Annotated in this window: 11 protein-coding genes and 5 tRNA genes; 15 read left to right on the forward strand and 1 reads right to left on the reverse strand. The window is 36.9% G+C overall.

Annotated features, from left to right (window positions below; translation table 11 throughout):
- Window positions 1-3: 3 nt before the first annotated feature.
- The 8 genes from B1A77_RS07270 to B1A77_RS07305 all read left to right on the forward strand — a co-directional run bounded on the left by B1A77_RS07270 (window position 4) and on the right by B1A77_RS07305 (window position 3,142).
- A complete protein-coding gene (locus B1A77_RS07270; protein WP_060918836.1) occupies window positions 4-1,491 on the forward strand; it encodes a TrkH family potassium uptake protein in 1,488 nt (495 codons plus the stop codon).
- Window positions 1,492-1,506: 15 nt separating this feature from the next.
- Window positions 1,507-2,103, forward strand: a complete 597-nt coding sequence (locus B1A77_RS07275) for an MBL fold metallo-hydrolase (RefSeq protein WP_060918837.1) — start codon at window positions 1,507-1,509, stop codon at window positions 2,101-2,103.
- 50 nt (window positions 2,104-2,153) lie between these two features.
- A tRNA-Asp gene (locus B1A77_RS07280) sits at window positions 2,154-2,229 on the forward strand.
- 5 nt (window positions 2,230-2,234) lie between these two features.
- A tRNA-Phe gene (locus tag B1A77_RS07285) sits at window positions 2,235-2,310 on the forward strand.
- 7 nt (window positions 2,311-2,317) lie between these two features.
- Window positions 2,318-2,392: transfer RNA gene (locus B1A77_RS07290), tRNA-Gly, on the forward strand.
- A gap of 9 nt (window positions 2,393-2,401) precedes the next feature.
- Window positions 2,402-2,476, forward strand: a tRNA-Cys gene (locus tag B1A77_RS07295).
- A 14-nt stretch (window positions 2,477-2,490) separates the two neighbouring features.
- Window positions 2,491-2,579: transfer RNA gene (locus B1A77_RS07300), tRNA-Leu, on the forward strand.
- Between the two features lie 107 nt (window positions 2,580-2,686).
- Window positions 2,687-3,142, forward strand: a complete 456-nt coding sequence (locus B1A77_RS07305) for a 2-thiouracil desulfurase family protein (protein ID WP_004693200.1) — start codon at window positions 2,687-2,689, stop codon at window positions 3,140-3,142.
- A gap of 94 nt (window positions 3,143-3,236) precedes the next feature.
- Here B1A77_RS07305 and B1A77_RS07310 read toward each other — a convergent pair whose 3' ends face one another.
- Window positions 3,237-5,069, reverse strand: coding sequence for a phosphoethanolamine transferase (locus tag B1A77_RS07310; RefSeq protein ID WP_004693202.1), 1,833 nt, complete (start codon window positions 5,067-5,069; stop codon window positions 3,237-3,239).
- A 169-nt stretch (window positions 5,070-5,238) separates the two neighbouring features.
- On the opposite strand from B1A77_RS07310, the gene B1A77_RS07315 reads away from it, so the two are divergent.
- Genes B1A77_RS07315 through B1A77_RS07345 form a run of 7 tightly spaced genes read left to right on the forward strand, consistent with a single transcriptional unit; the run spans window position 5,239 to window position 11,654 of the window.
- Window positions 5,239-5,964, forward strand: a complete 726-nt coding sequence (locus B1A77_RS07315) for a segregation and condensation protein A (RefSeq protein ID WP_077708377.1) — start codon at window positions 5,239-5,241, stop codon at window positions 5,962-5,964.
- A 12-nt stretch (window positions 5,965-5,976) separates the two neighbouring features.
- Complete coding sequence (scpB, locus tag B1A77_RS07320; protein WP_004693207.1) at window positions 5,977-6,486, forward strand: SMC-Scp complex subunit ScpB; 510 nt, start codon at window positions 5,977-5,979, stop codon at window positions 6,484-6,486.
- A gap of 1 nt (window position 6,487) precedes the next feature.
- Window positions 6,488-7,216, forward strand: coding sequence for a pseudouridine synthase (locus tag B1A77_RS07325; protein WP_004693208.1), 729 nt, complete (start codon window positions 6,488-6,490; stop codon window positions 7,214-7,216).
- Window positions 7,213-8,460, forward strand: a complete 1,248-nt coding sequence (locus B1A77_RS07330) for a BaiN/RdsA family NAD(P)/FAD-dependent oxidoreductase (protein WP_024061799.1) — start codon at window positions 7,213-7,215, stop codon at window positions 8,458-8,460. Before B1A77_RS07325 ends, B1A77_RS07330 begins: the two co-directional genes overlap by 4 nt.
- An 8-nt stretch (window positions 8,461-8,468) precedes the next feature.
- Window positions 8,469-9,152, forward strand: coding sequence for a (d)CMP kinase (gene cmk / locus B1A77_RS07335; RefSeq protein ID WP_004693214.1), 684 nt, complete (start codon window positions 8,469-8,471; stop codon window positions 9,150-9,152).
- Entirely contained in the window at window positions 9,145-9,765 is a 621-nt protein-coding gene (locus tag B1A77_RS07340) for a lysophospholipid acyltransferase family protein (protein ID WP_008600814.1), read from the forward strand. Before cmk ends, B1A77_RS07340 begins: the two co-directional genes overlap by 8 nt.
- Window positions 9,756-11,654: a bifunctional 4-hydroxy-3-methylbut-2-enyl diphosphate reductase/30S ribosomal protein S1 gene (locus B1A77_RS07345; RefSeq protein WP_008600816.1), complete on the forward strand. Its 1,899-nt coding sequence runs from the start codon at window positions 9,756-9,758 to the stop codon at window positions 11,652-11,654. Before B1A77_RS07340 ends, B1A77_RS07345 begins: the two co-directional genes overlap by 10 nt.
- The last annotated feature ends 81 nt before the right edge of the window (window positions 11,655-11,735 follow it).

The raw sequence follows: 11,735 nt of genomic DNA on the forward strand, positions 1-11,735 counted from the left end.
GCTATGCGAATTCAAATCGTTATGTCCTTAGTGGGTCGACTACTCTATATATTTGGGGTTTTTACTTTAATCCCTTTTATATACAGTGTTGTATTTGAAACTGCATATTGGTCATTCCTTATAACTACAAGCCTTTCTTTAGTTTTGGGGACGCTTTTATCTTATTACGGTTGTGAAAGTCAAAGCTTTAGTATTCGTGATGGGTTCTTAGTTGTATCCTCTACTTGGATATTCACGGTTATTTTGGGGGCTTTACCTTTTTTGGGGAGTGGCATATTGACTAATGTTTTTGATGCTTTATTTGAAGCCACTTCGGGTATTACTGCAACTGGTGCAACTATTATTTATAGTGTTGATGCGTTACCAAACACATTTGTATTGTGGCGTGGTCTTATGCACTGGGTTGGAGGGATGGGGATCATCGTCCTTATCTTATCATTTTTAAAGAATTTAGGAGCAGATGCAGCACATTTCTTTAATGCAGAGGCATCTGTACCAAAGCCTGGCGTTGTAATGCCACGTATTCAATCAATGGCCAGCAAGCTTTGGCAGTTGTATATTGCCTTTACTGCTCTTTGCTTTCTTATGCTGTGGGCTGGCGGTATTGAACCTTTTGATGCGTTAAATTATGCCTTTTCTATTATTGCCACGGGTGGATTTGCACCGACATCAGCAGGGGCTTTTATTTATGAACAAAGTAATTATATTTGTTTCGTATTTATATTCTTTATGTTTCTTGCTGGTGGCAATTTCTCTGTGTATTACAATGCACTTCAAAAAGGAATTCGCGTTTTAATTAATGATTTTGAAACACGTATGTACTGGCTTGTAGTGTTTATTGGTATTGCCATTGTATCAATATCTCTAGCATTACAATCTAGCTATTCTAGTCCTTTAGAGATTGTTAGAAATGCTGCCTTTAATTTAGTTTCGCTTCAAACTGGTAGTGGTTTTGCTATTAGTGATTATGATTTGTGGCCTGCTGCAGCACAGATGATGTTATTTATTTGTACATTTTTTGGTGGCTGTAGTGGTTCTACAACGGGCGGTGTAAAAATTATACGACTTATTATTTTGATTAAGAGTTCTATAATTTATCTGCGAAAATCAATTCATCCTGATATGGTTCAAGTAGTACGTATTAATGGCAAACCGATGCCTACTAAATGGATCCAGATGACACATCAATTTTTATTTTTATATTTAATGATTTATGTGGTATCTGTTTTTCTAATGACTTGTACTGGTCTTAATACATATGATTCTATGCAAGTGGTTACGGCCTTTCTTAGCAATGTAGGACTAGGGTTTGGTGGCTTTGGTCCTACTGACTCCTTTAGTGTTATGCCGGATACTGCTAAATGTATTGCTATTGTAGACATGTTACTAGGTCGTTTGGAGTTATTTACGATTTTAGTTATGCTTCACCCTCAGTTTTGGGAAGGGTATTTTATTAAAAAAGAGGTTCCTAAACGATATCGTATTCTATAGAAGGGCGGGAACTATATGGAAGTTATAAAACGTCCTCTAGGGCTTTATAAAGCAAATTGTTATGTGCTTATCAAAGAGGGAAAATCTATAATCATTGATCCGGGCTTTCATTGTAACCACATTATTGATATGGTTGCAGATTCTGAGCCCATAGCAGTTTTATTGACACATGGTCATTGTGATCATGTGTCAGCCTTGGATGAAGTGTGTATACATTATAATATTCCCGCTTATTTACATCCTTTAGATCAAGAGTTGTTACAGTTAATTCGACGGAGACCAAGTGTATATAAGAAAAAAATGTATACACACTGTAATGATTTAGTAGAGGGGCAATTAAATTTAGATCCTTTTGATATATTAGTTCATCATACACCTGGGCATAGTGCGGGATCGGTTTGTTTAGAAATTGAAGGTTATCTATTTACTGGTGATACCTTATTTAAGCAAAATGTGGGAAATACAGATAATTATAAAAGTGATCCAGCTGATTTGATTAAGAGTTTGAAATATCTTTTAACCTTGTCCAAGGATTTGATTGTTGAGCCAGGACATAGGGAATCTACCATATTAAAAAATGAGGAAGAATTTATTAAAAATATTGTAGTATAGTGTTGACAAAAGTCCTGATAACCGATATACTAAGCAAGTACTTTGGTTACGGCCCCGTGGTGTAGCGGTTAACATGTCGCCCTGTCACGGCGAAGATCGTCAGTTCAAATCTGATCGGGGTCGCCATTTATGCCTCGGTAGCTCAGTTGGTAGAGCAACGGACTGAAAATCCGTGTGTCGACAGTTCGATTCTGTCCTGAGGCACCATTTATATGCGGGAATAGCTCAGCGGTAGAGCACCGCCTTGCCAAGGCGGGGGTCGCGAGTTCGAATCTCGTTTCCCGCTCCAATTTTATATGGCGGCATAGCCAAGCGGTAAGGCAGAGGTCTGCAAAACCTTTATTCCCCAGTTCGATTCTGGGTGCCGCCTCCACAATCGTTACCCATGCCGGGGTGGCGGAACAGGCAGACGCAACGGACTTAAAATCCGTCGGTTGGAAACAACCGTACCGGTTCGATTCCGGTCCTCGGCACCAATTAAGACTAACTTTGGGTTAGTCTTTTTTTCTTATATACAATTAAAACGATTTGTGAAAATTATTACTATAAGTTACGTATAAATATATAAGAGATAGATAAATCTATGAATAAGAAACCTAAGTTATTAATTAGTGAATGCCTATTTGGTGTACCTTGTCGATATGATGGCAAAGATAATTATATAGAAACGATAGAGGCTCTAAAGGAATATTATGAATTAGTACCTGTATGTCCGGAAGTGTTAGGGGGACTTAGTACGCCTCGTGATCCTGCGGAGCGGCAGGGTGAACGTATATGTACTGTTAATGGAGCTGATGTTACCGATGAGTTTGTAAGAGGTGCTCAATTAACAGTTGATATTGCACTAAAATATGGTTGCAAGCAAGCTTTGATGAAGGCGAAAAGTCCTAGCTGTGGATATAAGCGCATTTATGATGGAACTTTTACTAGAACAATGAAAAATGGCCATGGATGTACTGTAGAGGCTCTACTTGAAAAGAATATAACAATTTATACTGAAAATGATATAGAGCTTTTACTTGCAGAAAAAAAGAGATGAGTTTAACTCATCTCTTTTTGATTATATCAAGTTATTTTACTGGTAAAATAACTCAATATAATAGAAAAATAATGGCTACAATATTAATTAAAGACTACTTGTTTGCATTAACAGGATCATTTGCTAATGGTTGTTCACCAAGTAATGTAGTTAAGTTATGTAGATTAAATCGATATTGAGCATTACTAAAATCTCGTGTTGCATCATATCGTTGACTTGGAGCATGCATGAGACCAACTAATGTATCGTATAGCAAATCATTAGTAAAGAATTGATGCTCGTGTTTTGCAAGTACCTCAGCAGTCTGTGGATAGGTTGAGCGATATTGTGGAGATAGGTATACCCAGAATGGAATATGTGTCATAACAAAATCAAATGTATCAGGGTTATGCGATTTGTCTAAACTTTCACCGTGATCGGAGAAATACACCATGGCTTGTAAGTTTAATTTGTCTTTGCCATAATTGTAAATTTGTTGTAATAACCAGTCTGTGTATAATTGGCTGTTAGCATATGCTTCTTGACCATCAGGATACGGACCTTGTTTCCACTTGCTAAATTCATGAGGGTAACGGTCATTGTAATAAATATGACTACCCATAATATGTATAACGATAAAGTTGTTTTTGGTAGGATCTACAGTTTCTAATAATGGCAATAGAGCTTCATCATATCGATCTGAGAATGCATAAGATTCATGGGCCCATTTTGTTGTGTCTGCAGTCTTAGCCATTAATGAAATAGCTGTATCATATTCACCGAATACACCTTGATTGCTAAACCAAGAAGTCGTGTATCCCGCTTTTTTAGCAATATCTAAGATATTGGCTGAATCAAGAAATGGTTTATCATCATATTGATTTCGTTCAGATAGTGCACGCTCCAAGGTTGGTACTGTTTGTACGTAGGATGAATAGGCATTATCAAAGAAGACAAAGTCTTTATTGTCCGAACGCATATTGCCTTGCCATGGAGTATCGTCATATGGGAAGTTTGGATTATATACTTTCATATAATCTCGAGAACTAGATTCTCCAATGACTAGAATAATAGTACCAGGTGTTTTGTTCACCGCTGTTTCCTTTGTGTCTAAATTAAAGGAATCAAATACTAAGTGGTGATTATCATTATATTGTTGCATTTGTTTTACATAATCGCCTGCAGCAATCCAGTTCGCCACAATACAGGTTTGTGGGAACAAGAAGAATGGTACATATACTAAAAAAGCTACAAGGGATGCGATAAGCATAGCTGAGCGCATAGGGCGTGTAGTATTTAAGTTTACTACTGCTTTCATCCCTAAGTTAGACCAGTACAATAAATAAGTCCATAAGATAAGACCAATACTTATTGCTATAAGACCAGGTATTCCAGCTGCATTCTTTAAAAAACCAAATGCTTCTTCTGGATTGGTCATATATACGGCTAGCAGACTGGCTGGCGTTAAGCAATGCCAAGTAGTCATGTAATAGCCAATTTGTAAGAATGGTATTAAGCTCAAGATCATGGAAATGATAGCCATGATTAAGGATGTTGTTTTATGGAAGCGATTTGTTTGGTTCAGTAAAAACTGAATGCCTGATAATCCCATGAAAATTAATAAGCCAAATAAAAAATCATTAGCAAATTCATAGAAGTATAATGGCTTCACATAGGACCAATGGAATAAAAGAGGAAAGGTAAGTGCCCATAAGATTCCGACTAGGCCATACCCTAAAAAAGGCCTGTGGAAAACGGTACACCCCATAAAATATTGAAATAAAAAGGTACCTACAATTGTTGGTACAGCTAAAATCGTAATATCCTCTACATCAAGCCCTAAGGTTATGGGCTCATAAATTAAAAATAAGATGATATATAAAACAATACCTATAATACCAAAGCGAAAAATTGGATTTCGCCCAATTTGCCTCACACTCGATGACATAATAAATCCTCTCTAAAAGGAATACACAATAACGTATCTTTTTTTAATATAAAATAATTACAATAATAAAGATAGCAGATGAGTGTAAAAAAAACAATTATTTGAAAGTACTACTATAAATGCTTTATAATTATATAGTTAAAAACATTTTTTCTGAGGATTGGGTTTTATGGGAGATTATAACTACAAGTTGGACGTTTTTGAAGGTCCCCTTGATCTGCTCTTGCATCTCATTGAAAAACATAAAATAGAAATTACCGATATTCCTATCGTTGAAATAACGAGTCAATACTTGGCATATCTAGACAATTGGAACCATTTTGATATTCATTATAGTAGTGAATTTCTTGTTATGGCATCTACCTTATTACAGATTAAATCACGCATGTTATTACCTAAGGCTGAACCTGAGCCTGATGAAGCAGAGGATCCACGTGACGAGTTGGTAGCAAAATTAGTAGAATTTAAGAAAATTAAGGATATTACATCTCTATTAATGGAGCGTACCGCTGTATCTGCGAATATATTTAGTCGTCCTGAAGAAACGAGTGTGCTTGGATTAGATAGTGTATATAATTTGGAACTTTCACAGTTATATCAAATTTTTTATCAAACTATAAAACGGGCTAAAGAGTTACCAGAAGAAGAGACAATTCGTGAGGTAAAGGTTGAAAAGGATACGTATAGTTTAGAGGACATGATTATATCCTTGTCTAGTCGTATACATCGTGGCGAATGTCTATATTTTAGGGAGTTATTAGTAGCAATTGATACGAAAAGTGGTATGGTAACTATCTTTATGGCTGTTTTAGAATTATTAAAACAACAAGTTATTGAAATGCGCTATGAAGATGATGATATTATATTCACTGCTACCTTAGAGAGGGCCGTGTAGAAAGGGGGCCATATGAGCTTACCAACGATGCATTTAGAAGCCGTTTTGTTTTCATCGGCAAAGCCTATATCGATAGATATGTTAGCAGAAGTGTTTGGGCTTTCCACAGAGGCGACACAAAAATATATAGAAGAATTACAACGAGAACTAGAAGAACAGAATCGAGGTATTCGAATACGTATATCTGGAGCTGGTGTTGAATTAGTAAGCGCTGTTGAATGTGCTGATTATGTTGGGCATATTCGTAAAAGAGAAGATAAATTATCTAATGCGGCTATGGAAACATTAGCTGTTATCGCCTATAAGCAGCCTATTACAAAGGCTGAAATCGAAGAGGTGCGCGGTGTAAATAGCGATAAAATTATAAAACAATTATTAACTCGATCTCTTATAGCTGAATTAGGTCATAAGGATACTGTAGGTAGACCGATTCTATATGGCACGACTGATGAATTTTTGAGAAGTGCTGGTGTAGAATCGATAGAAGCCTTACATCAAGAAGTTTCGGAAACAGAAGGATAGCATGGAACGATTACAAAAATATATTGCCAGTTGTGGTATTGCATCACGGCGTAAGGCAGAAGAACTAATTACAGAAGGTAAAGTACAGGTCAATGGTCGCAAGGTAACCGAATTAGGGGTCAAAATTAATCCACAAAAAGATAAGGTTAAGGTTAATGGCCAATTATTGGCTCAAGAGAAACCAGTATATTATTTGTTAAATAAACCAAAGGGTGTCATTACATCTGTGTCTGACCCTCAAGGTCGAGAAACGGTTTTAGATTATATAAAAAATGAAACGAAAAGAATTTACCCTATTGGTCGTCTCGATTTATATACAGAAGGTTTGTTACTGCTTACGAATGATGGAGAGTTGGCACAAAATCTAACACATCCATCTAAAGGCATTGAAAAGACTTATGAAGTTCGTATCAAAGGTCGTGTTCGCGATGATGATTTACAAATTATTGCAAATGGTGTAGAGCTTGAAGATGGTATAACTGCACCTGCAACAATTGTAGATTTAGGTTTTGATGATCATAATGGTGTACATGAAGTAGAAATTACAATTCATGAAGGTCGTAATCGTCAAGTTCGTCGTATGTTTGAACACTTTGGCTATCGTATTCATAATTTAAAACGTATTGCGTATGCTGGTCTTACTTTAGGTGGTGTGAAACGAGGCGCTTCTCGTCAACTAACAATTCGTGAAGTAAAAGCGCTAAAAGCATTGGGGACAGATAAGGCATGAAGCAAATCATAGTCATTGGCGGTGGTGCGGCAGGTCTAATGGCAGCTGTTATAGCAGGCCGTGAAGGAGCACGCGTCATCTTATTGGAAAAAATGAATATGGTTGGCAAGAAAATGGGCATTACCGGTAAAGGTCGCTGTAATATTACGAATAGTGCAGATATGACCGAATTTATAAAAAATACGCCTGGTAATGGTAAGTTCTTGTACGGTGCTTATGAACGCTTTAGTAATGAAGATCTTCTGGACCTTTTGCATAGCTGGGGGTTAAAAACTAAAGTAGAACGTGGGGGACGAGTGTTTCCTGAATCCGATTCTGCATTAGAAGTTCGCAATATCTTTATGAAAATCCTAAAAAAGTATAATGTTCAAGTTCATTTAAATGAACCTGTTACATCGATTACTGTACAGGAAAATCGTGTAGTTGGTGTTACAACGGATAAGGAACAATATGCTTGTGATGCTGCTATTATTTGTACTGGTGGTGCATCTTATCCATTGACAGGCTCTACTGGTGATGGTTACGTTTTAGCCGAAAAAGTGGGACATACTATTACTGATATTCGTCCATCCTTGGTTCCTATCGTTACAAACGAAACGTGGGTAAAGGAAATTATGGGGCTTAGTCTTCGTAATGTTGAGGTTTCCGTAATTTCTAAAAGTAAGGTACAAGCAAAACAATTTGGGGAAATGATGTTTACTCATTTTGGTCTTACGGGGCCTACAATTTTATCATTAAGTCACACGGTAGGTAAGTTGCTTCGTAAGAAAAATCCTCAAGTTACCATTGAAATTAATCTTAAACCTGCTTTAACTGCAGAAGTATTGGATAAGCGCTTGCAAAAGGATTTTGATTTATACTCTAAAAAACAATTGTCTAATGGGATGAAGGATTTACTACCTGTTAATCTTATTCCCATTGTTATAAAGCTTGCTGAGTTAAATCCGGCTAAACCAATTAATCAAATTACAAAGGAAGAGCGTTTGCGCTTATGCCATGTATTGCAACATATGACAGTAACTGTTAAGGAATTACGACCTGTAGCGGAAGCTATTGTTACAGCAGGTGGTATTTCATTAAAAGAATTTAATCCTAAAACTATGGAGTCTAAATTGATTGGTGGTTTATATGGTGCTGGTGAAGTACTAGACATAGATGCTTTTACAGGAGGCTATAATTTACAAGCTGCCTTTTCCACAGGCTATGTGGCGGCTATGCATGCCGTACACGGTGATAAAGAATAGAGGTTATTATGAACACTAAAAAAATTGCCATTGCTATTGATGGTCCTGCTGGGGCTGGTAAAAGTAGCATTTCTAAAGTAGTGGCCAATGAATTAGGGTATTTATATATCGATACAGGTTCCATGTATCGCGGTGTTACATGGGCAGTTCTTGATAGTCAAATCGATGTTAAGGATCAAGCTGCTGTAGAAGCTTTATTACCTTCTTTAAATTTGACTTTAGAGCCTACTGCAACAGCATGCAAGGTCTATATTAAAGGGAAAGATGTTACATCATTAATTCGCCAGCAGCAAATTAATGATAATGTATCGACTATAGCTTCTTATAAAGGGGTTCGACAATATTTGGTAGAACGCCAACAAGAGATGGCCGCCGTTGGGGGAGTTATATTAGATGGACGTGATATCGGTTCTGTCGTATTACCTAATGCAGAGCTAAAAATTTATTTAACCGCTTCTGTAGATGCGCGTGCAAAACGTAGATGGTTAGAAGTACAAGGTACATCAAACGAGCAAACACTAGATGAAATTAAAAAGAATGTTGTTAGTCGTGATGAAATGGATAAAAATCGTGAAGAGTCTCCACTTGTATGCGTTGAAGATGCAGTAGTTGTAGACTCTAGTAATATGAATTTCGATGAAACTGTGGCATATATATTGAATTTAGTACAGGAGACAATCAATCATGAATAAATTTTCTACCTGGTTATGGCGTACCGCTTTTTGGCTTCGCTATAAGGTAGGGTATGGGTTGAAAGTATATGGTCGCGATAATTTTCCAATGGAAGGGCCTGTTATCGTGGTGCCTAATCATTTAAGTAATAACGATCCCCCTATCTGCGGCTATGCTTTGCCTAGACATGTACACTTTATGGCTAAACAAGAATTATTTGTGAATCCCATTTCACGTTTTTTTTGTACATGGCTTGGTGCATTTCCGTTAAATCGCGGTGCTATTGATAAAGTTGCTATTCGTCATGCCATGGGACTACTTAAAGACAATAAGGTTTTAGGCATATTTGCAGAAGGAAACCGTCAAAAAAGTGGTAAACTTGGTAGATTCCATGATGGTGCAGCATCAATTGCTCTTAGAACAGGTGTTAGCATAGTGCCTGTTGCTATCATTGGCTCTCACAATATGGAACGTAATAAAGTGGCTTGTATTATTGGTAAACCAATCCCAGTTGAAAAAGCTAAAGCGACTCCAGAAGCAATTCAAAAAGTAAATGATAGTGTTAAAAGTGAAATCCAACGAATGATAGATTCTTATCATAACAATTGTATAGAGGAGACTTTATGGAAATAATTTTGGCTGAAAACCATGGTTTTTGCTATGGTGTAAAACGGGCTGTCGAAATGGCAAATGAAGCTGCAAATAGCGATGGTAAAAGCTATACATTAGGACCTATTATTCACAATCCTCAAGTTGTAGGTCGTCTTGAAGATAAAGGGGTAAGCCCTGTTCAAGAAGTGTCTGATATCGCTGAAGGCACAATGATTATTCGCTCTCATGGTGTAGGACCTGCTATTTATGAAGAGGCAGAAGAAAAAGGATTACATGTTGTGGATGCCACATGTCCACATGTAAAAAAGGCACAGCAAGATGCAAAGTCTGTTATAGATGAAGGTATGACTTTGGTGATTTTGGGAGAAAAAAACCATCCTGAGGTCAAAAGCATTAATTTATGGGCAAATAACGAAGGAATAATCATCGAAGATGAAGAATCCGCTCAAAAACTACAAGTTGTGGAAAAAATGGGCGTTGTTGTACAAACAACCTTTTCACAATTCAAATTTAACAGTATAATAGACATATTAGAGAAAAAATCTAAGAATCTTAAGGTTTTCAAAACGATATGCAATGCAACGCAAGAACGACAGAATTCTGCCGTTGATTTAGCACGTAATGTAGATCTTATGATAGTGATAGGCGGTAAAAACAGCGGCAACACAAACCGATTGGCAGAGGTTTGTCGTGACGTTGGATGTACAACGTATCACATTGAAACTTCTACTGAATTACAACTGGAATGGTTTAACCGAGTACAGACGGTAGGAGTAACAGCAGGAGCATCGACTCCCGACTGGATTATTAAGGAGGTCATTGAGACAATGAAAGATTTTGCAGAATTATTAGCAGCCGAAGGTCAAGAAGAATTTAAGAAAGGGAACGTTGTAGAAGGTACAGTAGTTCAAGTCGAAGATGAACGAGCTTATGTATCTTTTGGCTACAAAACTGAAGCCATTTTGAACAGAACTGAAATTTCTTATCCAGCACCAGAATCTGCCAAAGATGTGTTAAAAAATGGTGATGAAATTAAAGCAGTTATCATGAATCACATCAAAGAAGATAATCCTATTTATCTTTCCATGACTCGCTTGGCTAAAGATGAAGATTGGCAATATGTTATCGAAGCACAAGAAAAAGATGAAGCTATCGTATGTAAAGGTATTGATGCTATCCCAGCAGGTTTAGTAGTAACAGTTAAATCTCTTCGTGGTTTCATTCCATTGTCCCAAGGTGATGTTCATTTCGTGAAATCCTTGGACAACTTGGTTGGTACAGAATTTGAAGCTAAAGTACTTGAAATCGATGAAAAGAAAAACCGTTTGGTTCTTTCTCGTCGTGCAGTATTGGAAGTGGAACGTCAAGCTAAATTAGCTGAAGCATTGAAAAATATCAACGTTGGCGAAAACTATAAAGGTATCGTTCGTAAAATTATGCCTTATGGTGCATTCGTAGATATCGGCGGTATTGAAGGTTTACTTCACATTTCCGATATTTCTTGGCAAAAAATCAAAAAAGTGGAAGATGTTCTTTCCGTTGGCCAAGAAATCGAAGTTAAATTACAATCTTTCGACGCTGAAAGCAATAAATTATCCTTGTCCTTAAAAGCTTTATCTAAGAGCCCATGGGACGTTGCTGAAGAAACATTGCATGTTGGCGATGTTATTAAAGGCAAAGTTGTTCGTTTAGTAGCTTACGGTGCATTCGTAGCTGTTAATGACGACATCCAAGGTTTACTTCACATTTCTCAAATTACAAAACAACGTAATGCGAAAGTTGAAGATTACTTGAATCGTGGTCAAGAAGTTGAAGTTAAAATCATTTCTCTTAACAAAGATGAAAAGAAATTGGGTTTGGCTTTGACTGAATTGATGGAATCAAAAGAAACTGCAGAAGACGCTGAATAATTCATTGTCTAATATAAGGCTAGCCAAGGTTTCCTTGGTTAGCCTTTTTGCGTACTTTACTTAGTATATGATAAAATATAG

It is taken from the genome of Veillonella parvula, from assembly GCF_002005185.1.
Classification (GTDB): Bacteria; Bacillota; Negativicutes; order Veillonellales; family Veillonellaceae; genus Veillonella; species Veillonella parvula_M.